This is a genomic window from Duganella sp. Dugasp78 (assembly GCF_059491455.1).
The window spans coordinates 3,319,639-3,344,001 of record NZ_CP168506.1 but is presented as its reverse complement, the minus strand read 5'-3'; the positions used below and the strand labels follow the sequence as shown (position 1 = coordinate 3,344,001).

The following is a 24,363-nucleotide window of genomic DNA, read 5'->3' as shown; positions in this document are numbered from 1 at the left end:
GCGATTTATTTCCTCACTGTCAACGTGGCGACAAAAATTGTTACTTTGCCAGCGGGCGTGGCGTAATACTCACAAAGCCCTCAATGCCGCTGGCCTGGCCCGGCTCGGCCTCGACGATGACGTTGATCTCGCGCCAGCCGCCGCCGGCCGGCAGCGGCAGCTCGAATGCTTCCAGCGCATAACTGTCCTTCTTGCCGACCAACTGGCCGTCCAGCCACACCTCCGCCTTGCCGCGCACACCGGCGAAGTGGATCATGCCGCTGCCGTCGGACAGGTTCTTGCGCGGCGCGAAGCCGGCACGGTACAGGTGATACTTCGCGGCGGCCGGCGCGATCATCGGCGGCGAACCCCAGCCCCAGGTGTTCATGTCGAAGCTGGCCAGCTTCTGGTTCGGGTCGGGACGCTGGTCGCTGTCCGGCGCGATGCGCCAGCCGCGCACAAAGGTCAGCGGCGCGTCGGCCTGCGCCACGTAGGGCTGCGCGGGCGTGGCCTTGACCGGGATGCTGATGTGCGCGGGCGCCAGGCCGGGCGCGGTGGCGGTCACGCTGATCGCGTCCGTGCTGGCGTAGTTGGTCTGCACGATCAGCTGCGCCAGACCGTTGAACAGGCGGCGCGTCGCGCCCTTCTCGTCCTCGTGCGAATTCGGATCGCCGTTGCCGTGGCCGATGGAGCGGCCGCCGCCCGTTACCGCGAACGTCACCTGCGCATCGGCCAGCGGCACGGCGCGGCCTTGCGCATCCAGCGCGCGCACGGTGATCGGCATCGCATCGCGGCCGTCGCCGGCCAGCTGCGCGCGGTCCGGCACCAGCTCCAGCGCGACGGCGGAACCGGTGGTCTCGACCGAGGTACGCACGACTTCCTTGCCGCCGTTGTAGCCGATCGCCTCCAGCTTGCCGGGCGCGTAGGCGACATTGAAGCTGTTCATGCGGTACTGGTCCACCTTCTGCTCGCCCAGCAGGCGGCCGTTCAGTAGCAACTGTACGCGCTCCACGTTGGCCATCACCATCACGCGGATGTCCTTACCTTCGCTGCCGCTCCAGTTCCAGTGCGGCGCGATGTGGATCAGCGGACGGTCCTTGATCCACTGTACCTGGTGCATATAGTAGGCTTCCTTGGGGAAGCCGTTCAGGTCCATGATGCCGAACACCGAGCTGACCGATGGCCATTCATTCGGCGTCGGCTCGCCGCGGTAATCGAAACCGGTCCAGACGAAACCTCCCGCCACATACGGCCGCGTGGCAATCGCCTGCCAGGCGTCGCGATGGGTGTTGCCCCACTCGGCCGCGTCGTCGTCATAGCTGGCGATCAGGTTCTTCTCGCGGACGGTCTTGAACTCGCCGCGCGTCATGTAGGCCGAGGTGTCCTCGGAGCTGGTGAAGGGCTTGTTCGGATATGCCTTGTGATAGCGGTCGTAGTCGGGCACCTGGTAGTTGGAGCCCACCACGTCCACCGCATGCGAAACGTTCAGCTCCGTCAGGAAGCCGCCGTTCATCGCCGCCGTGACGGGACGGGTATCGTCCAGCGCCTTCACCGTGGCCGACATGCGGCGCACCATTTCATAGCCTACCTCGGTAGCCTGCTCCGGCTCTTCGTTAAACACCGACCACAGGACCACGCCCGGATGATGGCGGTCGCGCTTGACCATCCACTCCAGCTGCTTCATGTAGTCCGGCGATGGATTGAAGTTGCGGTTCTCGTCCATGACCACAAAGCCCATGCGGTCCACCAGGTCCAGCACCTCGGCCGCCGGCGCGTTGTGCGAGAAGCGGATCGCGTTCACGCCCAGCTCTTTCAGCCGGCGCAGGCGATACTCCCACACCGAGTCCGGCACGGCCACGCCGACGCCAGCGTGATCCTGGTGGATGCACACACCCTGCAATTTCACATGCACGCCGTTGAGGAAGAAGCCCTGCGCCGCATCGAAACGGATGGTGCGGAAGCCGGTATGCAGCGATACCTCATCGAGCGCCTTGCCATCCTGAAGCACGCGCGTCGTCACGCGATACAGATTGGTTTTCTCCAGCGACCACAAGGCCGGGTTGGCGACGGCCAGCGGCACCTGCACCGTATCCGTACCCAATGCCGCCACGCGCGCGGAAGCGCTCTGGCGGGCCACCTGCTTGCCGGCGGGGTCGAACACAGACACTTCCACCGTCACGCCGCTGGCCTGCTTGCCGCTGTTGTTCAGCGTGACCTCGACCGGCAACGTCCACTGATTTCCTTTACCCGGACGCGGCGTCGCGTGCACGCCGTCGGTGACCACATGCACCGGATCGCGCTTGACCAGCCACGCATGGCGGTACATGCCCGCGCCCTCGTACCACCAGCCTTCCATGGCCTCCGCGTCGGCGCGGATGGCGATGGTGTTCATGGCGTCGCCGTAGCGCAGGTAAGGCGTGATATCGATATAGCTGGAGTTGTAGCCGGACCAGTTGCGGTTCACGACATTACCGTTCACCCAAACGGTGGCGTGGGTGGCGATGGCGTCGAACTGTAATTCGAAGTGGCGGCCGCGATCGGCCGCATCCACGCGCAGATAGCGCCGGTACCAGCCGATGCCGCGCGGACGATAGCCCTGCGAGATATTCGCGTTGGGGTCGAATGGCCCTTCGACCGCCCAGTCGTGCGGCAGGTCCAGGTGGCGCCAGTCGGAATCGTCGTATTCGGTGCCGGCCGCGCCGCGGGCATTGCCGGCCTTGGCACTGCCGTAGGATTCGCCATGCCCCTTGATCGGCGGCTGGACGATATCGCCCAGGTGGAACAGCCAGCCGCGATCCAGCGACAGGCGCTCACGCCCCGGCGTCGCGGCCTGCGCAGCCACGCAGGCCGACAGCAGAAGGATGGCGGACCAAAGCCGCCGCCAGTTGAATGTGTACGATTTCAATTCGCGCCCCCTTAACAAAAAAACGGAGCAGCACCATCACGCACCGCTCCGCTAAAACCACGATAAAACAGATTACAGCTTAAACGACAGCCCCAGGTTGAAGCGGCGGCCAAACTCGGTCACCTCCTGCTGCACCGGGATGTTCGCGCTGGTATAGACGGCCTTCTGGTTGGTCAGGTTGTCGACCCCGAAGCGCAGCTGGACGTTCGGCGTCAGTTGCTTGGCCAGGTTCAGCGTCACATAGGTTTCCGCTTCGTTCTCGATCAGCTGGCCGGCGCCCCAGGTTGGATTACGCACGAAAGCACTGTGGTAGTTGGCCGACACGCGCGCCTCGTAGCCGGCCTTCTCGTACCACAGCGTCACGCCGCCGTTGCTCTTCATCAGACCTTCGATCGGATAAGGATTCACGCTCGGCGTTTTCTCGCGGATGTTACTGGTCGTGTAGGCGTAGTTGCTGGCGATACCCAGGCCGTCGAACGGCGCAGGCAGCGAAGTAAAGGCCTGCTGGTACACCAGCTCCAGGCCACGGATGTCGCCGCCGTCGCCGTTGACCGAACGGGTAATGGTGGCTGGACGGCCGTTGACGGTGGTGGTGTCGCTGGTGATGGCGACGTAGCGCGATACCTTTTTGTAGAACGCGCCGGCCGACATCAGAGCGCCTTTGCCGAAGTACCACTGGTAGGCCAGGTCGACCTGGTTGGCCATCATCGGCTTCAGCTCAGGATTACCGGCGCTGCCGGTGACCGGCTGCGTGGAATCCGATACCACGTTCAGGTTGCGCGATGCGCGCATCTCGTCCAGCGGCGCCCGCGACATGGCGCGCGCCACGCTGAAACGCACCTGGCGTTCCTGCGCCTCGTCCATGTTGAAGATCAGGTTCAGGCTAGGCAGGATCTCGTTGTACGAGGTGCCGCCTTCCACTGCGGTCGGCGCCGCGCCGTTCAGCGACTGCGCGCCGTAGCCGGTCTGCGTGGTGTGCACCAGGCGCACGCCGACGTTGCCGCGATAGGTCTTGCCGAAGGCTTCGCCGTCCAGGTCACCCTGCACGAAGGCCGAGGTGCTGCGCTCCTTGACCTTCCAACCCGACAATGCATCGTTCCGGATTTGCCAATCCTGCCGCATCTGACCCTCGGGATTAAAGGCGTTGGAGCCAAAGGCAGCGGCGGTCGACGCACCGAAGTCCTTCAACGCGATATACGAAGGGAAGCCGCTGACGTTGACGGTCTCGTAGGCCGAGTCGGGAATCGCCGCCGTCGGACTCAGCTGCCAAGTGGTCTGGCGATAGCTCTTCTCGCGGTCGGTGGCGCGCACGCCGACCTTCAGGCGGCTGACGATGCTGTTCTCGATCGGGCGCGAGGCGCTCAACGACACGGCGTTCAGCAGATCCTTGACATGGCCGTCGGTGTCGACATACAGCGTGGGCGTGCCGAAGTTGGCCGGGTTGCCGGTGTCCAGGCCACCGAAGTCGTAGCTCTGGCGCTCGTCGCCCGTGAAGGACCAGTTGATGGTGGTACTGTTTTTCGACGTCTGGCGCAGGTCGCGCCACTGGCTGGCGCGCATCGCGTGCGAGGACGACAGGTCCGACTCCACCTTCCAGTCGCCGATGTCGAACTTGGCGTTCAAGCCGCTGGCGGCGACGCTGTTATCCTGGATCCAGCGGGCGTCGTTGTTGATGACGTTGACCCAGTTGACGGTGCCGCCGGCCACATAGCCGTTGCGGATATCGAGGTTGCTGAAGTTGCCGGAGTTGCCGCCATCCCAGTTACCCATGTCCCCGGTCCAGTGCTGCAGTTGCGCCTCGTCGATCGCGGTCTTGGCGTAGTAGCTGTCGGCGGTGATCAGCACGTCCTTGTTCGGCTTCCACTCGGCCTTGGCCAGCACGCTGGTGCGCTTGTCCTTGCCGTGACGGACGTCGTCCTGGAAGCCCCACGGCGTCTTGTCCACCTTGCCGTCGCCGTTCAGGTCAGCCGAGTGGTCCTCGTTGAAGCCCCAGTGACGGATGTTCTTCTGCATCGACGGCTGGTCCTGGTAGCTGAAGGCCAACGCCACGCCCAGCGTCTTGTTGTTGAACTGGTCGATGTAGACGCCACCCAGGCGCGGCGCGGTCTTGTCGGCGCCGCCGATGTCCTTGGCCAGCGCGTAGTACAACGCATCCGCCTTCAGCGAAACCTGGCGGCCCGAATACTTCAGCGGCGAGACGGTTTGCAGGTCGATGGTGGTGGCGATGCCGCCTTCGGCCAGTTCGGCGTTCTGCGTCTTGTAGATGGTGGCGCCGCTCAGCGACTCCGACGGGAACTGCTCGAAACGCACCGCGCGGTTAGGCTCCGACGAAGCCAGTTCACGGCCGTTCAACGTGGCGCCGATGAAGCGCGGGCCCATGCCGCGCGCGATGATCTGGCTGGCGTTGCCGCGATCCAGGCCGGACGCCATGCCAGGCAGGCGCGCCAGCGATTCGGCGATGGTGGTATCCGGCAGCTTGCCGATGTCTTCCGACGAAATCACTTCCACGATGCTGTTCGAAGCGTCCTTCGCCGCCAGCGCGTTGCGCACCGAGGCACGGATGCCGGTGACGTTTACTTGTTGGGGTTCGGCTGCGGCTTCCTGGGCAAGCGCTTGTTGGACCAGCAAAGGGGAAGTGAAGAGCGTGGCAATGAGCCAGCTCATTTTTTTGTGCTTCATGTGCATCTCCGGTGTTGTTTTGGTTTCGTCTCTGATTGACGACCTGGACGAATAACTGGATGCTAACGAAACGAAAGAAGCACTTCCAATAGCTTATTGCGTGCGTGCCATACGAAGTTCGTATATCACGCTTGAGTACGCTTACTCTGGACGTTGATAGTGGGGATAGATGCTTGCCGCGGCATCGCGCAGCGCCAGCAGCATCGCATCGGCGCCAGGCGAGAGCTGGTGCCGTTTGCGCGTCACAATGCCGAACGAATCCATGCTCACGCCCAGATCGAACGGCAGTATCGTCATCAGGCCGGCCTCCAGATACGGCTGCACGGCGTCCGACGGCAGCGCGACGATCATGTCGTTGCTCATGATGAGACTGGCCACCACCGGCAGGTCGAGGGTCTCGACGGTTTCCGCCGGCTGCTCCAGGCCGTGCGAGAGGAACAGCGCGGTCAGGCGGTCGCGCAGGATGCTGCCGGCCGGCGGCAGTATCCAGCACTGCGCCATCAGGTCCTCCAGCCGCAGGTCGGTGCGCGCGGCCAGCGGATGGCCGGCGCGCGCAATCAGCAGATGCGGCTCGTCCGTCAGCGGTTCGAAATTGAGTTCGTCGGCGGCCGCCGTGTCGAGGATGCGGCCCACCACCAGATCGAGCTCGCCGCTGCGCAGGCGCTCCACCAGCGCTTTACTGGTCGACATGCTGACCGAGACATGCACCCGCGAGTGGCGCGATTTCAGCAGGTTGATCGCCTTCGGCACCAGGCCGGTGGCCGGCGCCAGCACGGTGCCGATGCCCACGCGTCCGCGCAGGCCGGACAACAGCTCCATCACCTCCTGGTGCGCCGCGTCCATTTCCGCCAGCGCGGCGCCGGCGCGCCGTATCAGCACCTTGCCGTACCAAGTCGGCGCGACCCCGCGCGACAGGCGTTCGAACAACTGAACGCCAAGGGCGTGTTCAAGCTCGCCCAATAATTTGGACGCGCCGGGCTGGGTCAGGTTGGCGGCTTGCGCGGCATGCGCAATCGATCCGTGCCGGCCCAATTCGACCAGCAATACCAGATGGCGGGTTTTCAGGTGGGAGCGGACGAAGCGGTCGGAGCTTGAGTCGGTCATAAGGGTGATTTTCTGGATCGCCCATCATAAGGGCGCGCCGATGCAGCGTCAATCACCCTGGCCTGCAAGTTGGGAAGCGGCGACGTCCGCCGGTGCGTCATCGAACGGGGTGTCGGCCACGCCGGGCGCCAAGCCCCCGGCCACGCCGGCCGGCAATCCATACAGGCCGCCGCACGCGCCCAGAAGCAGCAACTGCTGCAATCCAGCGCCGCCGAAGGCCATGCCGGCCACCGGCTCGCGCGCCAGTTCGATGTACTGGCGCACCTGGCCGTCGTCGCCGTACTGCGCCAGCGCCCCGCCCTGCACGCTCCACAGCGTGTCCGCGCTGTCGACGGTGGCGGCGCCGCGCTCCCGCCCCGGCGCCGACGCGAACACGCGCACATCGCTTACCTTGGCGCGCTCCGCATCGTAGGCGCATTGCATGATGTCGCCCCTGGCGGCGTCGGCGAAGTACATGCGCGCGCCGTCCACGCTGAAGGCGATGCTGCGCGCCGTGACCACCACCGGCAAGGCCAGGCGGCGCAGCCCATGCTGGGTCGAATACTGGTAAAAGCTGCCGATAGGCCGCTGGTCGGCGCCGGTGTTAGCGGTACCAAAGACAAAATTCCCGTGCCGGTCGGTGCTGCCGTCGCTGATAACGGTGCGCGCCTCGGCGGCGTCGATGGTCGCCAGCACCTGCGTCAGGAGCGGGCGGCCGGACTGGCCGGCGGTCAGCAGCTCCGCCATGCCCAGGCGCTTGCCTTGCCCTAGCAGCATGCGCCCGGAACGGCAGCACGCGATCACGCCGGCGCTCTCCATCAGGCGCACGCCGCTCGGCATGCCGTCCTGGGCGGGCCAGGCATACAGCTGGCCGCCGCGCGGGTCCGGCCAGCGCCAGCGGGCCGCCTGGGCGTCCCAGCGCAGCGCGCATCCGGCCTGGCCGGCGCGCACCAGCATGATGCCGGGCGTGGAGGCGAGGGGCGTACTCGGTTGACTCATGCTGCGGGCGCTCCAGGTAGATGACGTGACCGCGCCAGTCTAAGCGGACCTTCCCTTTCGCAGATATGAATAATTCGCCCGCTGGCATGCCGATATCGCATAGGTAGGCGCCGCCGCCTAATGCTATGCGATATTGATATGCCTACTTACGAATTAATCATATTTCCAGCCTAGCTGGCAGGCTTAGACTGGACGCTGTTCCTGAACTTACTTTTCCACTCCTATGAAAATCATCAAACTGACGACCTACCGTGTTCCACCGCGCTGGATGCTGCTCAAGATCGAAACCGATGAAGGCGTCGTCGGCTGGGGCGAACCGGTCATCGAAGGCCGCGCACGCACCGTGGAGACGGCGGTGCAGGAAATGGAATCGTACCTGATCGGCCAGGACCCGGCCCGCATCAACGACCTGTGGCAAACCATGTACCGCGCCGGCTTCTACCGCGGCGGCCCGATCACGATGAGCGCCATCGCCGGCATCGACCAGGCGCTGTGGGACATCAAGGGCAAGGTCATGGGCAAGCCGGTGTATGAGCTGCTGGGCGGCCTGGTACGCGACCGCATGAAGATGTACAGCTGGGTGGGCGGCGACCGTCCTTCCGACATCATTGACCACATCCGCAAGCTGCGCGAAGGCGGCTTCAATACGTTCAAGATGAACGCCACCGAGGAACTGGCGATGCTCGACACCGCCGCCGCCGTCGACAAGGCGGTCGAGCGCGTGGCCGAGATCCGCGCGGCCTTCGGCAACAGCATCGAATTCGGCCTGGACTTCCACGGCCGCGTGGCCGCGCCGATGGCCAAGGTGCTGCTGCGTGAGCTGGAGCCGTATCGCCCGCTGTTCGTCGAGGAGCCAGTGCTGGCCGAGCAGGCCGAATACTATCCGCGCCTGGCCGAGACCACGTCGATTCCGCTGGCGGCCGGTGAGCGCATGTACTCGCGCTTCGAATTCAAGAACGTGTTCCATGCCGGCGGCCTGTCCATCGCGCAGCCGGACCTGTCGCACGCAGGCGGCATCACCGAGTGCATGAAGATCGCCTCGATGGCGGAAGCCTACGACATCACGCTGGCGCCGCACTGCCCGCTCGGCCCTATCGCGCTGGCGGCCTGCCTGAGCGTGGACTTCGTGTCGTACAACGCCGTGCTGCAGGAACAGAGCATGGGCATCCACTACAACAAGGGCGGCGAACTGCTGGACTACGTCGTCAACAAGGAAGACTTCCTCATCACCGACGGCTACATGAAGCCGCTGACCAAGCCTGGCCTGGGCGTGGTGGTCGACGAGGAGCGCGTGATCGCAGCCAGCAAAAACGCGCCGGACTGGCGCAATCCGGTGTGGCGCCACGCGGACGGCAGCGTCGCCGAGTGGTAGGCACGGCGGCAAGCCGATAAAAAAAATAACGGAGACTACATGCCATTTTTGTTGCGCCGCCATTCGGGCGCCGCGCTGATCGCGGGCGCCCTGGCGGCCAGCACCGCCAGCGCCGATACCATTCTGTCCATCGACGCCAGCGCAGCGACTCCCGTACCGAAAGCGGCGGCGCTGCGCATGGGCAGTTCCGTCGCGCCCAACGGCGACAGGCTGGGCGCCAACGCCCGCTACCTGACACGCAACGGCGCGCCGTGGCTGCCGGTGATGGGCGAGTTCCACTACAGCCGCACGCCCGCCTCGCAATGGGAAGCGGAGCTGCGCAAGATGAAGGCCGCCGGCATCGACATCGTCACCAGCTACGTGATGTGGAACCACCACGAAGAGGTGGCCGGCAAATTCGACTGGCAGGGCAACCGCGACCTGCGCCGCTATGTGCAGCTGGCCGCCAGGGCCGGGCTGGACGTGGTGGTGCGCGTCGGCCCGTGGGCGCATGCGGAAGTGCGTTACGGAGGCATTCCGGATTGGGTGGTCAACGCCATGCCGACCCGCTCCAACGATCCGCAGTACATGGCGCTGGTGGAGAAGCTGTACGCGCAGATCGGCGCCCAGCTCAAGGGCCAGTTGTGGAAGGACGGCGGCCACGTCATCGGCATCCAGCTGGAAAACGAATACAACATCGATGGTCCCGGCCAGGGCGCGGCGCACATCGCCGCGCTGAAGAAGCTGGCGCTGAAGGCGGGGATGGACGTGCCCTACTACACCGTCACCGGCTGGGACGGCACCATCTATCCGGACGGCGAAGTGACGCCGGTGTTCGGCGGCTATCCCGACGAGCCCTGGGGCACCAGCACCAGGGAGCTGCCGCCAAAAGAGACTTACGCATTCCGCTTCGACACCCGCGTCAGCGGCGACCTGGGTGCGCAGACCGCCGCCCACGCGCCCGGCACGGCGGAGACGGACAAGGATGTGACGCCCTTCCTCGGCGCCGAATATGGCGCGGGCCTGCCCTTCATGTACCGCCGCCGCACGGTGGTGTCGGCGGACGATATCGCGTCGATGCTGCCGGTGCAGCTGGGTTCCGGCGTGAACCTGATGGGCTACTACATGTTCCACGGCGGCCGCAATCCGACTGGCCTGGGTGGCACCTCGATGGAAGAGAGTACCCTCAGCGGCGGCTACAACGACACCACCATGATCAGCTACGACTTCCAGGCCCCGCTTGGGCCGGATGGCCAGCAGCGCAAGGTGCTGGAGAAGCTGCGGCCCTTCCATCTGTTCCTGCACGATTTCGGCTCGCGCCTGGCGCCGATGACGGTGCGTAAGCCGGAAGCGTCGCCCGCCACGCCGGACGATCTGAAGACGGCGCGCTTCGCCGTCCGCAGCGAGGGTGATCGCGGCTTCCTGTTCGTGAACAACCACGTGCGCCAGTACCCGATGGCGGCGCAGCAGGCCACGCAGTTCTCGGTCAAGCTGCCGGGCCAGACCATCACCCTGCCAAGCACGCCGGTCGATATCGCCGACGGCGCTTATTTCATCTGGCCGCTGAACCTTGATCTCGACGGCGTCAACCTCGCCTATGCGACGGCACAGCCATTGGCCTTGCTCGACCAGGGCAAGGCCGGCGTGGTGGCGGTGTTTGGCGCCAGCGCTGGCGTGCCGGTGGAGCTGGCGTTCGACGCCGCGCTCGCACCGCAGATCCATGCCAACGGCGCGCAGGCTTCCGTGGCTGGCGGGCGCGCGCTGGTGCGCGGCGTGCAGCCCGGCGCCGGCGCGGCGCTGACTGTGCAGCGTGAAGGCAAGCGTCCGTTGACCATCGTCGTGCTGACGGCGGAACAATCGCAGCAACTGAGCGTGGCGGAGCTGGGCGGCCAGCGCCGCCTGATCCTGAGCGGCCAGCAGACCTACGTCGCCGACGGCGCGCTGCAAATGCGTTCGGCGGGCAGCAACAAGTTCCGCTTCGCCGTCTACCCTGCGTTGAGCGGTCAGCCAAAGGCAAGCACCGCCAGCCCTGCATGGACGGCTGCGGGCAAGAGCGCCACGGACAATCAGAGCAAGCCCACAGCCGTGGAGCGCGTCGCCCTGCGCGCCGCCGGCAACGACGGCATCTTCCAGGCCTTCGAAGCGGAGCTGCCTGTGCGCGATGTGAAGGCCATCGTTACGCCGACGCGTGCGGCGCAAGAGGCGGCGCCCATCGTCATCGGCGGCGGCGCGAAAGCCGCGCTGCAGCCGCTGCCGGAAAACTTCAAGGCCGCGGGCGCGTGGCAGATCAACGTCCCGCGCGAACAGCTGCGCGGGCTGGACGACGCGCTGCTGCAAATCGACTTCGTCGGCGACATCGGCCGCCTGTACTCGGGCACGCACATGCTGGACGACTGGTACTACAGCGGCTACCAATGGCAATTCGGCCTGCGCCAGGCCAGCGCCCTGCTCGACCAGCCGTTGACCGTGTCCGTCCTGCCGCTGCGCGCCGATGCGCCCATCTACCTGCCGAAAGAGGCGCGCCCCGACTTTGCTGGCCAGCCTCAAATCGCCACCCTGCGCAGCGTCAGCGTGATACCCGTGTATCGACTGCGCGTGTCGCCTTAAATAAAACTTCAGCACGGAAGTGGCCGCGTTTCACCGGCCCGACCAGTCCCACCGACGCCGCGCAGCCGGCGTGGGACTGGCTTTGTCGCGGGCGCGCGACATCGCCGCGGCCCACGGCGGCAACCTGACGCTGGCCGACGCGGAGCCGGGCCAGGTGCGTTTCCGGCTGACCCTGCCCGCCGCCTGAGCCGGCCCAATCACATCAATTCAGCAAGTATGTCTTGAAATAGCCCAATACCGTCCCTATAATTAGCACTCGTTCCAAGGGAGTGCTAACAGCGCTCTCGGCCAAACTTTCCGCCACAGCAAGCTTATTGGTGTGGCAACAAACTGTACCATTGTTAATTTAAGGAGTTTTGAATGAACCTTCGCCCTTTGAACGATCGCGTAATCGTCAAACGCCTCGACCAGGAAACCAAAACTGCGTCCGGCCTGATCATCCCTGATGCGGCTGCTGAAAAACCGGATCAAGGCGAAGTCCTCGCCGTCGGCAATGGCAAGATTCTGGAAGATGGCAAAGTCCGTCCGCTGGATGTCAAAGTAGGCGACCGCGTCCTGTTCGGCAAATACGCCGGTCAAACCGTCAAAGTCGACGGCCAGGAACTGATGGTCATGCGCGAAGAAGACATCATGGCAATCGTCGTCAAGTAATTGACCCGCACGTTTGCACTAGTACTCACCTAATTCTGGAGAAACAACATGGCAGCTAAAGAAGTAATTTTCGGCGACGCAGCGCGCGCCAAAATGGTTGAAGGCGTCAACGTCCTGGCCAACGCAGTCAAAGTCACCCTGGGCCCTAAAGGCCGCAACGTTGTGCTGGAACGCTCGTTCGGCGCCCCTACCGTCACCAAGGACGGCGTGTCGGTCGCCAAGGAAGTCGAACTGAAAGACAAGCTGCAGAACATGGGCGCGCAAATGGTCAAGGAAGTTGCTTCCCGCACCAGCGACAACGCCGGCGACGGCACCACCACCGCGACCGTGCTGGCACAAGCCATCGTGCGCGAAGGCATGAAGTTCGTGGCCGCCGGCATGAACCCGATGGACCTGAAGCGCGGCATCGACAAGGCCGTTGCCGCCACCGTCGAGCAGATCGCCATCATCGCCCGTCCATGCACCACCACCAAGGAAATCGCCCAGGTTGGCTCGATCTCCGCCAACTCGGATTCGTCGATCGGCGACCGCATCGCTGAAGCGATGGAAAAAGTCGGCAAGGAAGGCGTCATCACCGTGGAAGACGGCAAGTCGCTGAACGACGAGCTGGACATCGTTGAAGGTATGCAGTTCGACCGCGGCTACCTGTCGCCATACTTCATCAACAACCAGGAAAAGCAAGTCGCGATCCTGGACAATCCGTTCGTCCTGCTGTGCGACAAGAAGATCTCCAACATCCGTGACCTGCTGCCGGTACTGGAACAAGTCGCTAAAGCCGGCCGTCCACTGCTGATCATCGCCGAAGACATCGAAGGCGAAGCACTGGCAACCCTGGTTGTGAACAACATCCGCGGCATCCTGAAAACCTGCGCAGTCAAGGCCCCAGGCTTCGGCGACCGTCGCAAGGCCATGCTGGAAGACATCGCGATCCTGACCGGCGGTCAAGTGGTTGCTGAAGAAGTCGGCATGACCCTGGAAAAAATCACCCTGGAAGAACTGGGCCAGGCCAAGCGTATCGAAGTCGGCAAGGAAAACACCATCGTCATCGACGGTGCTGGCCGTGCTGAAGGCATCGAAGGCCGCGTCAAGCAGATCCGCGTGCAGATCGAAGAAGCGACCTCGGACTACGACCGTGAAAAACTGCAAGAGCGCGTGGCCAAGCTGGCCGGCGGCGTTGCCGTGATCAAAGTCGGTGCAGCCACCGAAGTTGAAATGAAAGAAAAGAAAGCCCGCGTTGAAGATGCACTGCACGCAACCCGCGCTGCCGTGGAAGAAGGCATCGTGCCAGGCGGCGGCGTAGCCCTGCTGCGCGCTCGTGCCGCACTGAACGTCAAAGGCGACAATCCTGACCAGGAAGCTGGCATCAAGATCGTTCTGCGCGCGATGGAAGAGCCACTGCGCATGATCGTGCAAAACGCCGGCGAAGAAGCGTCGGTGGTGGTTGCTGCGGTTCTGGCCGGCAAAGGTAACTACGGTTACAACGCTGCCAACGGCACCTACGGCGACATGGTTGAAATGGGCGTTCTGGACCCAGCGAAAGTCACCCGTTCGGCACTGCAAAACGCAGCATCGATCGCTGGCCTGATGCTGACCACCGACTGCATGATCGCTGAAGTCACCGAAGACAAGCCAGCCGGCGGCATGGGCGGTATGGGTGGCATGGGCGGCATGGGTGGTATGGACGGCATGATGTAATTGCCGGCATAAGCCTCGCTGTACAGAAAAGCCAGCTTCTTCGGAAGCTGGCTTTTTTTATTTGCAGACCGCGGTGACGTTGATGAAATCGACGAAACTGACGCCGCTGCTATTCGTGCCCGCGTTGTTGGTCAAGGTGCAGGTCTGGCCGGTCGGATTGCTCGAGACCGTCACGTTATAACTCGCGCCATTGCCGACCAGCGGCGAATACGACTGCGCAAACACGCTCAGTCCGTTGGCGCTGGCTTTCAGGATATTGCCGTTGGCGTCGGAGAAACTGACGGAATTGCCGGCCGACAGACCCGACACCGTCACCCCCACGTAGTATTTCACCAGCCCGACCGCCGCAACCTGGCACGTCACGGCGACATTGCTGATATCGCCCCCATCTGCCGCGACCGTGCCCGTCCCATTGGCGACGGTGCAGACGTTGCCGTTCGGGTTAGCAAACAGCGTGACACTGTAGGCCGCGCCGGACGCCACCGGATTGGCAAATTTAAAGCCGCCGTTCGCGCCGACGGCGATGGTCTCCGCGTTGTTATTGACCAGCAGCGCGGTGCTGTTGGACGCCAGGCCACTGACGCTGCCCGATATGGTGGCCGTTTTAGCTGCCAGCGGTACCGACGGCGCGCTATAACCTCCGCCACCGCAACCGGCCACGGACAATGCCCCCACAAGGGCGAGCACCTTGAGTTTGCTCATACATCCTCCAAAAAATTTAACAAATGCGCGAGAAGGATATCATTTAATTAAAGTAGGAAATACAACAATTATCACCGCCGGGGCCGATTCGATTGAAAAGTTAAGATTGATTTAAAGACAATCCCTGCCTACAATCGACGTTCCTCCACTTTCCTCAGACGGGACCGCCATGCGTGCTTATCGCCTTCTTCCATTGCTGCTGTGCGCCGGCCTCGCCCATGCCCAGAAGATGCCGGCGCAGGACACCGTCAAGGGCGGCAAGGATCATCCGCTGCTGTCTCGCTTTGAAGGGTCGAAGATGGTCGGCTACGGCCTCAAGGAATTCGACGAGGTGATGCTGCCATCGGGCAAACGCGTCGATAACCGGGGTGGCCAGATGGCGTTCGACAGCACGCTGCTGTTGGAAGGAAAATACACCCGCATGGCCTACAACTTCCCGCCCGAACGCTCGGCGCTGGAGGTCATGCGCAACTACCAGGCGGCGCTGGAAAAGGCCGGACTGAAAACCGTGTTCGCCTGCGCCAAGGATACTTGCGGCAAGAACTTCGGCGAATTCTTCCTCGAAAAACGCGTCGGCGATCATTTCATCCAGGGCGCCGAAGCCAGCTGGGACCCGTTCAACTACGGCCGCAACGACGAACGCTACCTGCTGGCCAAAGGCACGCGGCCGGACGGCTCGCTGGTCCATGTAGCCGTGTACTCGGTGGCGCCGGTACAGGACAAGCTGGGCGGCATCTATGTCGAGATCGTCGAAGCCAAGGCGATGGAAGGCGGCAAGGTATCAGCCAACCTGAACGCGGCCGACATGGCCAAGGGCATCGCGGCCGACGGCAAGGTGGCGGTGTACGGCGTCTTCTTCGACACCGACAAGACCGACGTCAAGCCGGAGTCCAAGGATGCGCTGGCCGAGATGGCCAAACTATTGCAGCAGGACGCCAAGCTGAAGCTGTACGTGGTCGGCCACACCGACAACCAGGGCGCGCTGGCGCACAACCTGGAGCTGTCGCAGAAGCGGGCGGAGTCGGTGATCAAGGTGCTGGCGGCCGATTACAAGGTCGACGCCAAGCGGCTGAGCGCCAAGGGCGTGGCCTCGTATGCGCCGGCGGCCTCGAACGATGCCGAGGCCGGACGCGAAAAGAATCGCCGGGTCGAGCTGGTCAAGCAGTAAACAAGTCGGCAGCGGGGGCTACAGCGCGATCAGCGACGCGGCCTCCATTTTCAGCAATAATTCTTTGCACCTGTCCTCGTCGTATCCTTCCACATCCCCCTAACGCTCATCCGCCCCATGGTAACGAGGTGGCCCTCGGCCGCTCATTTTGCGAAACATGGTTATCGCAATTGGTGATTTTGCATGATTTTTTTGCAATATAATAATTCTTCAATGTCTTTTCCAACTAGGCCAGCAATGCAGTGACCTTCTTGACTTTGATCAGGATCACCTCAGTGAAAATTTTCCATAAGACACCTACCCAAGCGTTTGCCGCCACTGCGGAGGCGGGGGCGGAACTTGCCAGCCTTGATTCAATATCGCCGCTGCAAGCCGAATTTCAATAATTTCACTAGTGGAAAAAAACAATGTGGCAAATCATTCGTTTTAAGAGGGCACTCCGAACTCTGGCCGTGCCCTTCATATTATTTGCCGGCGTGAGCAACGCTCATGCGGCGGACTTTACAACTCCGAAAATGAAGTGGCAAGGCGGTCAGGCCGCTGCCATCTGCGATGATCCTGCGGGCATTTGCTATACCGTCGAGATGCCGAAGAACATGGCGAATATAGAGGGTATCTATCCGGCACCGATTATCAGCAATGCCCGCGCCAGCTGGGTGGCGCGGTCGAAATATGAGCTGTTTGTGTGCGCCGTTGTGCTCAACTCCCCGAGAGTCGCGTGCACCACGATTAACGTCCGTCCGTTCCCGGCAGAATATGCCGACCTACGCATGAAATATTCATCATCGGGAAAAACGCGAATTGCGGTGGCTGGCAGAGGCGCCGCGGCCGGCCATGCATTTCTTGTTATCGATGAAAAGGACATCAACCTGGCATACGCCGTTGCAGTGGTCAAGCTGCAGGGCACGATTGATGCGATGACGCAGGTTGACGCGCCATATACCGGCCGCATGACTGTCTATGATCCGCGCACGCCCGGTGCTCCCCCCGAGGAGGAGTGCAAATGGCAAAACGGCGGCTGGACGTGCTCGGGGCCGAAGCCGTACGACGATTGTATTCAGGTCGCAGGCCCCAAGTGGTTCTGCAGGATTGCCAGCGAAATACCCGAACCAGAGCTTGATGCTTGCACCGAATAGGTAGCAGTGCGTTAAGCGGCTGAAGGTCTGCCAAGTACTCTCACTTGCCAAGAAATGGATTGAATTATGCTTCAGAGAAAAACGTTAATCGCTGCGCTGTTGGTGGTGGCAGCCACCTCGGTGATGGCAGCCAATTCGGGTTTGACCGTTGATGACAAGGATCGAGAGAAGGGAGTGGAGTTCTATCCCAAGCACCAGAATCATACACTGGTCGATATCGAAAGCAGACTTCCCGACGGCGTGCGGGGGTTAACCTCGTTCGAACATCCAGAGCCGGTGAGGATGGGCGACCGCCCATCATATCTACGTTCCTACGCCTGCCGCTTTTCCATATTCGGCGTGGCTGATCTCCAGGATTCCAAATCGTTCGTTGCAAAGGATGACAAGGGAATTCTCACCAAGTTGCGTTTCAAGATGGTGGATAGCTGGAGGGTAGGTTCGAGCCCGAAGGACCAAATCTTCGACCTGATCGTTCCAGGGGGAGAGGTCGAGTATAAGGGGGAAAGGTTCCGAATAAACAATCCTCTGGCCAGCTATGTCAAAGGCCGTCGGTACCTGATGGTCATTCAAGGCGACGATACGGAGAAGGCCGACAAAACCTTTGTCGGGGTTCCACGTCTGCGTGAGGTTTCAAATGGAATCATCTATGCACCGTTCAGCGCGCCGCCATTCGAGTCCGGAATGAGTCTGGTCAGTGCAAAGGCATCGGTTCAAGAAGCCTTAGAACAAAAGGGCTGCGAATAAAACCGTTCAGGCGTCGCGATACTCCGCTTCCAGCTCCTCGCGGCGCGGGGTGTCGGCGATGTGCAGGATCAGCGTCTCGCGCAGTTCGTGCGCGGGATGCGCGGCGCGGTGTCTGGCGTACCAGAAAGCTTCGCCCAGCTCTTCGTCCTCGTGCGCTGTGACGATCAGCTTTTGTTCGTCCGGCACGTCTTCGTAGTTGACCGCTTCCAGGCTGGCGTCTTCGATCGCTTCGCGCCAGGCCTCGCACTGCCTGCCCCACGTGAGCGCCAGCGCGCAGCCGGACTCCACCAGCCAACGGCAGGTTTCCCACATCATCATCTCCGCCACATCGGCCTCGACGACCAGCACGGCTTTGAATGTCGACAGGCCTTCCAGCGCGGGAAGATCGCTGTCCGGGGTCAGGTGTAAATAACGGATGACTGGCTTCTGCATGATGGGACCATAAATATCGAATCCCGGATTTTAACAGGGAGGAGCCCGCCCCTCCTTGGCATCAGGATAGACCGCCTTGGTGGCGTCGTAGCCGCTGTTGATCTCATTGCCGACCTGTACCCATTCGCGCCAGCGTGTGGTTGGCCCAGGCCGCCGGCTTGGTCTGCAGGCCGGGATCGGCCCAGCTGTCACTGTAATGGAAGTCGACTGGCGAAAGTGGCGGACTGTGCGGCCAGGCTGAACGCCAGGCCGCACAACGCCCACAGCAAATTCCTGAACTTCATGAGTCCTAGCCGAAGCGCGCTGCAGGCACGCCGGCCACCTCCAGCCGCACAGCGAACACGCCGCCGGTCAGCGGGAACTCGCGCAACTGCTCGGGCGTGTTGTCCTCGCGGGCGGTGGTGATGTACAGCGTCTTGAGGTCGGCGCCGCCAAAGGTGCACGAGGCGGGATTGCGTACCGGCACATGGATGGTGTCCAGCAGTTCGCCGTCCGCCGAGTAGCGGCAGACGCGGCTGCCTCCCCACTGCGCGATCCAGACGCAGCCTTCGCTGTCGACCGTCATGCCGTCCGGCGAACCTTCGCCGTCGCCGAACTGGCGCCACAGGCGGCGCGCGCCCAGCGTGCCGTCGGCCGCCAGCGGATAGGCGTAGGTACGGCCTTCATAGCTGTCGGTGTGGTACATGGTGGTGCCGTCCAGGCTGAAGGCCGGGCCGTTGCAGATGTGATAGCCCTGGTCCGCCACCGTCAGCGACAGGTCGGTATCGAGCCGGAACAGCTGGCCGATGGTCTGCGCGTAGTCGGTGTTGTGCATGGAACCGGCCCAGATGCGGCCGGCGTTGTCGACCTTGGCGTCGTTCATGCGCTGGGCGCTGCCGGCCGGGAATGGACGCGCCAGGTATTCGACGCGCAGTTCCGGCTCCAGCCACACGCGGGCGATGCCGTCGCGCAGGCCGGCCATGAAACCGTCGCCGTCGCGGCGCGCGATCAGCCAGCAGATGTAGTCGGGCATGGCCCAGCTGCGGCGCTGGCCGCTGGTGGCGTCCAGCGAATGGAGCATCTGGTTTTTCAGGTCGACGAAATACAGGCGATTTTGCTCCGCCACCCACAGCGGGCCTTCGCCCAGCTCAGCGCCGGCTTCCCAGATACATTGCACGTCATGCTTGCTCATCAGTTTCACTCCAAGTATCGAATTCGCCATCATACGGATAAAGCGCGCCACTTGCCGACATAGGCGGCGGCGCGCTGGCCCAGTTCGTCCAGGCTCACGCCCGGCGTGTACAGCTGGCCGCCGATGCCGAAGCCGGTGGCGCCGGCGCGTACCCAGCCTTCCATATTGTCCGGGGTGATGCCGCCGACCGGCCACATCGGCGTACCGGCCGGCACCACGCTGTTGAACGCCTTCAGGCCGTTGTGGCCGACCATATCGGCCGGGAACAGCTTCAGCGCATGGGCGCCGGCGTCCAGCGCGGCGAAGGCCTCGGTCGGCGTGGCGACGCCGGGCGCGCAGTACATGCCCAGGTCGGCCGCGCGACGGATCGCGGCCGGATTGCAGTTCGGCGAAACCAGCAGCCGCCCGCCCGCCTCATACACGGCCTCGACGTGGCCGACGTTGAGCATGGTGCCGCCGCCGACCAGCGTGTCGGGCAACTGCTGGTTGACCAGCGCGGCGATGCATTCGAGGGCGCCGGGACGGTTGAGCGGCACTTCCAGCGCGCGGAAGCCGGCCTGGTGCAGCACCCTGCCGACCGCGACCGCCTCCGCGGGTTGCAGGCCGCGCAGGATGGCGACCAGGGGAATGGTGGGATGGGAAGGAGTCATGATCAAGCCTGTTGGATGAATTGGGAGATCGCGGTGCAGTACACGCGATGCGGATCGAGTACCTCGCAGCGCAGGCCGAAGTGCCCGGCGGCCACGGCGTAGCGGGCGGCCAGCGCCGGCGAGCCGATGACGGTGATGCCGGCCGCGCCGCCGGTCCCGGTCAGCGCGCGGGTGGCGGCGGCAAACTCGGCGCCGATCAGCAGGCCGCTGACCACGGCCGGCGCCAGCGCCTGCGGCGCGCTGCGCGAGACCACGCCGGCGCGCACCCGGAACAAGGTGTTCGACAAGGGTTCGTTCAGGACGGCCTGGTCCAGGCCGATGGCGTAACCCTCGGCATCGGAGGCGTCGCCGCCCATCATGGACGACAAGGTGCCGCGCGCCGACAGCATGGCGAACAGCTCGCCGGTCATGTAGGTGGACAGCGACTGGATCAAGCCGTCGCGCAGCAGCACCCATTTGCTGTGGGTGCCGGGCAGCACCAGCCAGCCGTCGCGATGGCCCAGCGCCACCGCGCCCAGCAGCTGGGTCTCCTCGCCGCGCATGACGTCGACGGCGGCGCCGTTGCGATAGCAATAGCCGGGAACGATGCGGCAGCGGCCGGCCCAGTCGGCGTCGGTCACCGGCGCCAGGTGTTGCGGCAGGCGCTGCAAGGGCACCGAGCTGTCGAGGTAATCGACCTCCTGCCAGCCGGAGGCGCTGCCGACCATGCCGGACATGATCACCGGCACCCGGCCGTCCACGCCCATGGCGTCCAGCAGGCCGGCCAGCGAGGCGCCGAAACGCTCGCGCCCGCCGACCGCCAGCATACCCTGGTCATCCTCACGTTCGGCCAGGCAAGCGCCGTGTTGATCGACCAGATAGGCGCGGCGGTTGCTTGTGCCCCAGTCCACCGCCAGTATATTTTTGTCCACTATGCAATCCCATTTACGACGCTGCCGTCATGGTACGAAAAAGGCCGCCTGGACTCCAATGAATTATCTCGCGGAAGTAATACCAAAATGGTATAGCCAAGGGCTGCTGAGGCCGGTAAAAGTTGCCCCTCGGATGCCTTTGGTTTAGTATGACCGCAACCAACAATCCAGGCATCCCGTTTATGGCATCTCGCACTCCGTCCACCCGAAATCTGTTCATTGCAGGCGCCTTCGCCGGTGCGCTGTTGTTGGGCGGGGGTGTTTATTTTGCCGCCATGAAGCCGGCCGAATCCCAGGTCCTGCCGGCCCATGCCAAGCCGCCGGCCAGCGCCAGCGGTTCGGCCTCGGCTTCGGCGTCCGCCAGCGCGACGGTGGCGCCGCGCGCGGCCGCCAATGTGACGCCGTCGGCCCCGGCCGAAGTCCAGCATGTGCGCACCAAGGAACAGGCCGCCGCCGCGCTGATGGCGTTGCCGGAACTGCAAGCCTGGTCGGCCATCGTGGAGAAGAACTCCGGCGGAAAATCGCACGGCGCCCTGATCGAGTACGACCCGGCCCCGCGCAAGCTGAACGGCAAGAGCTACTGGCAGTTCAGCTTTGTGGAAAACAGCAGCGATGCGGCGCAGCGCTGGGAAAGCTTCCTGGTCTCGTCGAGCGACGAGGAAATCCTGGTGGAAGACGCCAGCACGGACGAGGTCATCAGCCTGGCGCGCTGGCGCCGTGAAAAACACCCGGCCAAGCGCACCGGCATCGACGGTTAAGCGAGCTTCTGCTCCGCCAGCGGCGCGGCCTTCGCGGCCGCACCCACCTGCCCTATCCACAACACCGAGAACAAGGTCAGACCGGCTGCGATCCAGCCGTTCAGGCCGTAGCCGACGATATGTCCGGCCGCGTCGGTATGCAGCATCAAACCTCCCAACAGCGCGCCCACGCCGCTGCCCAATTGCTGGATCGCCGAGTTGGAGCTGAGGAAGGCGCCACGCCTGGCCGGCTCCGGCACCGTCGTCATCAGCGCTTGCAGCGGGATGTTACGGCCCGACAGCGCCATCATGAAGAACGGGAAGAACAGGATCACCGCCACCAGCGGGATCACCGGCATATGCGTCATGAACATGATGGGCAGGATGGAGAACAGCGCGATATAGCGGTACACCCGCTGGGCGCCGACGCGATCCGACCATTTGCCTATCCTGCGCGCGCTGAACAGCGTGGCCACGCCGCCGGCCAGGTAGACAAAGGTGATCTCTGCCGGCTGCACGCCGATATTCTCCACCAGCACCGGCGAGATGAAGGGGATCACCAGCATGCCCGTCAACATGTTCACGCCTGACAGCAGGAAGGCCTTCAGATGGCCGCGCACGCGGTACAGGCCGATCAGATTGGGCAGCACTTCGGACAGCGGCACGCGCCGCGTCAAATGGCCGTTGAGCGACGGCAGCACACGCCAGGCCGCGCCCCAGATCAGCAGCGAAAACACCACCAGCAGATAGAACGGCGAGGCCCAGCCGTAGTTCGCGGCCAGCATCACGCCGGTCGGCACGCCGGCCACGGCGGCCAGGCTGAACGAGGTCAACACGATGCCGGTGGCGGCGCCGCGGCGCTCGGCCGGAATCAGGTCGCCGATGATGGCCATGATGATGGAGGCCAGCACGCCGCCGGTCAGGCCGGCAAAGGCGCGCGACAGCACCAGGATGTGGAAGTTGGGCGCCAGCGCGCAGGCTAGGTTCGACAAGGTGAACAGCGCGAACATCGTCAGCAGCAAACGCTTGCGGTCGAAGCGGTCGATATACATGGAGGCCAGCAGGCCGGACAGGCCGGCGCACCAGGCGTAGGCCGACACCGCGCCGGACACGGCGGCCGGTTCGATGGAAAAGGCGCGCATCAGCTGCGGCGCCAGCGGCATCATCACCATGAAATCCATGATGACGGTGAACTGCGTCAGCGCCAGCAGCCACAGCACCAGGCGTTCGCGCGCCGCCGGCAGCGGCAAGGTCAAGGGGGAATTTGCTTGCATATTGTTGTGCTCCCTTCAGCGGGCTTATTCCAGCGCCAGGATGTCAGCGGTGGTGCGGCGCAGGATGGCGCGTATCAGCTCCAGCTTGGCGGCGCTGGGATGGTTCTCCTGGCCCTGGGCGATCACCGCGTGCTTGAGTTCATGCATGATGGTGCGCAGGTCGTCGCGCGACTCGGCCGGATCGCTCATGCGGGCGACGATGGCATCGACGAACTGGCGGTTCTCGGCCAGGAAGGCCTCGCCTTCCGGCGTAATGGTGTGCAGCTTCTTGTTGCCGTCGGCGGTGGCCACGACATGGCCCATGTCGAGCAGCATCGACAGCAGCGGATAGATAGCGCCGGGACTGGGCGTGTAGCCGCCACCGGAACGCTGCTCCAGCTCCTTGATGATTTCATAGCCGTGGCGCGGCTTTTCCGCGATCAGCTGCAACACGATGTAGCGCATGGCGCCGGCGTCGAACATCTTCGGACCCCGGCCACGACCGCCGCCGCCGCGATGGTGGTGATGGTCGCCATGCATGGCGTGATGGCGATGTTGATGATGTAAAAATCTAAACATTTTGGCTTTCCTTCCGATATAACAAGTTAAGATATAACTTATTGAGATATATCTTAACCTCTTTACGGAAGAGTTCAAGGACTTTTTTATATAATTTGCGCTTGACCTTCACGCCACGTCAGAGTTCACGATGCTGCCATGCTCACAGTAAAACAACTGTCCAAACTGACCGGCGTCACCGCCCGGACGCTGCACTACTACGACGAGATCGGCTTGCTGAAGCCATCGCGCGTCGGCGACAACGGTTATCGCTATTACGGCGAGGCGGCGCAGCTGCGCCTGCAGCAGATCCTGTTCTACCGGGAGCTGGACGTGCCGCTGGCGGAGATCCGCAAGCTGATGGACCGCGACGATTTCGACGTCATGGCCGCGCTGCTCAGTCACAAGGAAGCGCTGCGCAACCAGGCCGAACGACTGCAAGGCCTGATCGCGACTGTGGACAACACCATCCTCCACTTACAAGGAAAGCAGATCATGAGCAGCGAAGGTTTATTCTCCGGCTTGAACGAGCCGCAGCAGCAGGCGTATGCACAGGAAGCGGAGCAGCGCTACGACGCCGCCACGGTACGGGCATCGACCAAGCAATGGGGCGCCTACAGCAAGGCCAGGCAGGACGCCATCATGGCGGAAGGGAATACTGTTTATACCGATATGGTCGCGGCCATGCCGCAGGGAGCGGACAGCGCGGCGGTGCAGGCGATCGTGCAGCGCTGGCGCGACCATCTGGAATACTTCTGGGTGCCGCAGGTGGAGCAGCTGACCAGCCTGGCCGCCACCTACTCCGAAGACCCGCGCTTCAAAGCCAACTTCGACAAGCTCCACCCGGAGCTGGCGACGTTCATGCTGCACGCGGTGCAACACTACGTCGGGGGTCAAGTCTGACATTCGGACACGGGCTCTGCCGTAGCGGCCGCTACGGCAGAGCCCGTGT

The 24,363-nt window shown here is 63.4% G+C and carries 22 protein-coding genes; 10 read left to right on the top strand and 12 right to left on the bottom strand.

The features are described 5' to 3' along the window. Positions 1-40 precede the first annotated feature (40 nt). The 4 genes from galA to ACEN9O_RS14780 all read right to left on the bottom strand — a co-directional run bounded on the left by galA (position 41) and on the right by ACEN9O_RS14780 (position 7,645). Entirely contained in the window at positions 41-2,884 is a 2,844-nt protein-coding gene (gene galA, locus ACEN9O_RS14795) for a beta-galactosidase GalA (RefSeq protein ID WP_495618276.1), read from the bottom strand. Between the two features lie 72 nt (positions 2,885-2,956). After that, a complete protein-coding gene (locus ACEN9O_RS14790; RefSeq protein WP_495618275.1) occupies positions 2,957-5,563 on the bottom strand; it encodes a TonB-dependent receptor in 2,607 nt (868 codons plus the stop codon). 141 nt (positions 5,564-5,704) lie between these two features. Next, complete coding sequence (locus ACEN9O_RS14785; RefSeq protein WP_495618274.1) at positions 5,705-6,667, bottom strand: LysR substrate-binding domain-containing protein; 963 nt, start codon at positions 6,665-6,667, stop codon at positions 5,705-5,707. Between the two features lie 48 nt (positions 6,668-6,715). After that, the gene (locus ACEN9O_RS14780; protein ID WP_495618273.1) at positions 6,716-7,645 is read right to left on the bottom strand and encodes an SMP-30/gluconolactonase/LRE family protein; all 930 of its coding nucleotides are present in this window, start codon (positions 7,643-7,645) and stop codon (positions 6,716-6,718) included. Between the two features lie 223 nt (positions 7,646-7,868). On the opposite strand from ACEN9O_RS14780, the gene dgoD reads away from it, so the two are divergent. The 5 genes from dgoD (at position 7,869) to groL (ending at position 13,949) form a co-directional block, all read left to right on the top strand. Beyond that, positions 7,869-9,017, top strand: coding sequence for a galactonate dehydratase (gene dgoD / locus ACEN9O_RS14775; protein WP_495618272.1), 1,149 nt, complete (start codon positions 7,869-7,871; stop codon positions 9,015-9,017). 39 nt (positions 9,018-9,056) lie between these two features. Continuing rightward, positions 9,057-11,603, top strand: coding sequence for a beta-galactosidase (locus ACEN9O_RS14770; protein WP_495618271.1), 2,547 nt, complete (start codon positions 9,057-9,059; stop codon positions 11,601-11,603). A gap of 19 nt (positions 11,604-11,622) precedes the next feature. Continuing rightward, positions 11,623-11,790, top strand: a complete 168-nt coding sequence (locus tag ACEN9O_RS14765; protein WP_495618270.1) for an ATP-binding protein — start codon at positions 11,623-11,625, stop codon at positions 11,788-11,790. 173 nt (positions 11,791-11,963) lie between these two features. Beyond that, a complete protein-coding gene (groES, locus tag ACEN9O_RS14760; RefSeq protein WP_008451606.1) occupies positions 11,964-12,254 on the top strand; it encodes a co-chaperone GroES in 291 nt (96 codons plus the stop codon). Between the two features lie 48 nt (positions 12,255-12,302). Next, positions 12,303-13,949 (top strand): chaperonin GroEL, encoded by a 1,647-nt coding sequence (gene groL, locus ACEN9O_RS14755; RefSeq protein WP_161099843.1) that lies wholly within the window; start codon positions 12,303-12,305, stop codon positions 13,947-13,949. Between the two features lie 57 nt (positions 13,950-14,006). Here groL and ACEN9O_RS14750 read toward each other — a convergent pair whose 3' ends face one another. Next, complete coding sequence (locus tag ACEN9O_RS14750; RefSeq protein ID WP_495618269.1) at positions 14,007-14,651, bottom strand: hypothetical protein; 645 nt, start codon at positions 14,649-14,651, stop codon at positions 14,007-14,009. 169 nt (positions 14,652-14,820) lie between these two features. On the opposite strand from ACEN9O_RS14750, the gene ACEN9O_RS14745 reads away from it, so the two are divergent. From ACEN9O_RS14745 to ACEN9O_RS14735, 3 genes are all read left to right on the top strand, one after another. Continuing rightward, positions 14,821-15,819 carry an OmpA family protein gene (locus ACEN9O_RS14745; protein ID WP_495618268.1) on the top strand — a complete coding sequence of 333 codons (999 nt, stop codon included), beginning with the start codon at positions 14,821-14,823 and terminating at the stop codon, positions 15,817-15,819. 407 nt (positions 15,820-16,226) lie between these two features. After that, positions 16,227-16,955: a hypothetical protein gene (locus tag ACEN9O_RS14740; protein WP_495618267.1), complete on the top strand. Its 729-nt coding sequence runs from the start codon at positions 16,227-16,229 to the stop codon at positions 16,953-16,955. A gap of 66 nt (positions 16,956-17,021) precedes the next feature. Beyond that, a complete protein-coding gene (locus ACEN9O_RS14735; protein WP_495618266.1) occupies positions 17,022-17,699 on the top strand; it encodes a hypothetical protein in 678 nt (225 codons plus the stop codon). A 6-nt stretch (positions 17,700-17,705) separates the two neighbouring features. On the opposite strand, the gene ACEN9O_RS14730 is transcribed toward ACEN9O_RS14735, so the two are convergent. The 5 genes from ACEN9O_RS14730 to ACEN9O_RS14710 all read right to left on the bottom strand — a co-directional run bounded on the left by ACEN9O_RS14730 (position 17,706) and on the right by ACEN9O_RS14710 (position 20,863). Next, positions 17,706-18,131, bottom strand: a complete 426-nt coding sequence (locus ACEN9O_RS14730) for a DUF7684 family protein (RefSeq protein WP_495618265.1) — start codon at positions 18,129-18,131, stop codon at positions 17,706-17,708. A gap of 103 nt (positions 18,132-18,234) precedes the next feature. Continuing rightward, positions 18,235-18,402, bottom strand: coding sequence for a glycosyl hydrolase 53 family protein (locus ACEN9O_RS14725; protein ID WP_495618479.1), 168 nt, complete (start codon positions 18,400-18,402; stop codon positions 18,235-18,237). An 18-nt stretch (positions 18,403-18,420) separates the two neighbouring features. After that, on the bottom strand, positions 18,421-19,302 hold the full coding sequence (locus tag ACEN9O_RS14720) for an SMP-30/gluconolactonase/LRE family protein (RefSeq protein WP_495618264.1): 882 nt from the start codon (positions 19,300-19,302) through the stop codon (positions 18,421-18,423). A 29-nt stretch (positions 19,303-19,331) separates the two neighbouring features. Continuing rightward, on the bottom strand, positions 19,332-19,952 hold the full coding sequence (locus tag ACEN9O_RS14715; RefSeq protein ID WP_495618263.1) for a 2-dehydro-3-deoxy-6-phosphogalactonate aldolase: 621 nt from the start codon (positions 19,950-19,952) through the stop codon (positions 19,332-19,334). Positions 19,953-19,954: 2 nt separating this feature from the next. Beyond that, positions 19,955-20,863 (bottom strand): 2-dehydro-3-deoxygalactonokinase, encoded by a 909-nt coding sequence (locus ACEN9O_RS14710; protein WP_495618262.1) that lies wholly within the window; start codon positions 20,861-20,863, stop codon positions 19,955-19,957. Positions 20,864-21,045: 182 nt separating this feature from the next. Between ACEN9O_RS14710 and ACEN9O_RS14705 the strand changes: the two genes are divergently transcribed. Further along, the gene (locus ACEN9O_RS14705; RefSeq protein WP_495618261.1) at positions 21,046-21,621 is read left to right on the top strand and encodes a hypothetical protein; all 576 of its coding nucleotides are present in this window, start codon (positions 21,046-21,048) and stop codon (positions 21,619-21,621) included. Here ACEN9O_RS14705 and ACEN9O_RS14700 read toward each other — a convergent pair. Continuing rightward, the gene (locus ACEN9O_RS14700; RefSeq protein ID WP_495618260.1) at positions 21,618-22,874 is read right to left on the bottom strand and encodes an MFS transporter; all 1,257 of its coding nucleotides are present in this window, start codon (positions 22,872-22,874) and stop codon (positions 21,618-21,620) included. The two genes, ACEN9O_RS14705 and ACEN9O_RS14700, sit on opposite strands and share 4 nt — an antisense overlap. Before the next feature lie 24 nt (positions 22,875-22,898). Next, a complete protein-coding gene (locus tag ACEN9O_RS14695) occupies positions 22,899-23,432 on the bottom strand; it encodes a PadR family transcriptional regulator (protein WP_495618259.1) in 534 nt (177 codons plus the stop codon). Between the two features lie 138 nt (positions 23,433-23,570). Between ACEN9O_RS14695 and ACEN9O_RS14690 the strand changes: the two genes are divergently transcribed. Beyond that, complete coding sequence (locus ACEN9O_RS14690) at positions 23,571-24,314, top strand: MerR family transcriptional regulator (protein ID WP_495618258.1); 744 nt, start codon at positions 23,571-23,573, stop codon at positions 24,312-24,314. The last annotated feature ends 49 nt before the right edge of the window (positions 24,315-24,363 follow it).

Excerpts from the sequence above, each read along its gene's own strand:
- ACEN9O_RS14705 (WP_495618261.1), top strand. The coding sequence starts at position 21,046 with ATGGCATCTCGCACTCCGTCCACCCGAAATCTGTTCATTGCAGGCGCC.
- ACEN9O_RS14780 (WP_495618273.1), bottom strand. The coding sequence starts at position 7,645 with ATGAGTCAACCGAGTACGCCCCTCGCCTCCACGCCCGGCATCATGCTG.
- ACEN9O_RS14730 (WP_495618265.1), bottom strand. The coding sequence starts at position 18,131 with ATGCAGAAGCCAGTCATCCGTTATTTACACCTGACCCCGGACAGCGAT.
- ACEN9O_RS14715 (WP_495618263.1), bottom strand. The coding sequence starts at position 19,952 with ATGACTCCTTCCCATCCCACCATTCCCCTGGTCGCCATCCTGCGCGGC.
- ACEN9O_RS14720 (WP_495618264.1), bottom strand. The coding sequence starts at position 19,302 with ATGAGCAAGCATGACGTGCAATGTATCTGGGAAGCCGGCGCTGAGCTG.
- ACEN9O_RS14695 (WP_495618259.1), bottom strand. The coding sequence starts at position 23,432 with ATGTTTAGATTTTTACATCATCAACATCGCCATCACGCCATGCATGGC.
- ACEN9O_RS14785 (WP_495618274.1), bottom strand. The coding sequence starts at position 6,667 with ATGACCGACTCAAGCTCCGACCGCTTCGTCCGCTCCCACCTGAAAACC.
- dgoD (WP_495618272.1), top strand. The coding sequence starts at position 7,869 with ATGAAAATCATCAAACTGACGACCTACCGTGTTCCACCGCGCTGGATG.
- ACEN9O_RS14735 (WP_495618266.1), top strand. The coding sequence starts at position 17,022 with ATGCTTCAGAGAAAAACGTTAATCGCTGCGCTGTTGGTGGTGGCAGCC.
- ACEN9O_RS14745 (WP_495618268.1), top strand. The coding sequence starts at position 14,821 with ATGCGTGCTTATCGCCTTCTTCCATTGCTGCTGTGCGCCGGCCTCGCC.
- groL (WP_161099843.1), top strand. The coding sequence starts at position 12,303 with ATGGCAGCTAAAGAAGTAATTTTCGGCGACGCAGCGCGCGCCAAAATG.
- ACEN9O_RS14770 (WP_495618271.1), top strand. The coding sequence starts at position 9,057 with ATGCCATTTTTGTTGCGCCGCCATTCGGGCGCCGCGCTGATCGCGGGC.
- groES (WP_008451606.1), top strand. The coding sequence starts at position 11,964 with ATGAACCTTCGCCCTTTGAACGATCGCGTAATCGTCAAACGCCTCGAC.
- ACEN9O_RS14700 (WP_495618260.1), bottom strand. The coding sequence starts at position 22,874 with ATGCAAGCAAATTCCCCCTTGACCTTGCCGCTGCCGGCGGCGCGCGAA.
- ACEN9O_RS14690 (WP_495618258.1), top strand. The coding sequence starts at position 23,571 with ATGCTCACAGTAAAACAACTGTCCAAACTGACCGGCGTCACCGCCCGG.
- ACEN9O_RS14750 (WP_495618269.1), bottom strand. The coding sequence starts at position 14,651 with ATGAGCAAACTCAAGGTGCTCGCCCTTGTGGGGGCATTGTCCGTGGCC.
- ACEN9O_RS14790 (WP_495618275.1), bottom strand. The coding sequence starts at position 5,563 with ATGAAGCACAAAAAAATGAGCTGGCTCATTGCCACGCTCTTCACTTCC.
- ACEN9O_RS14740 (WP_495618267.1), top strand. The coding sequence starts at position 16,227 with ATGTGGCAAATCATTCGTTTTAAGAGGGCACTCCGAACTCTGGCCGTG.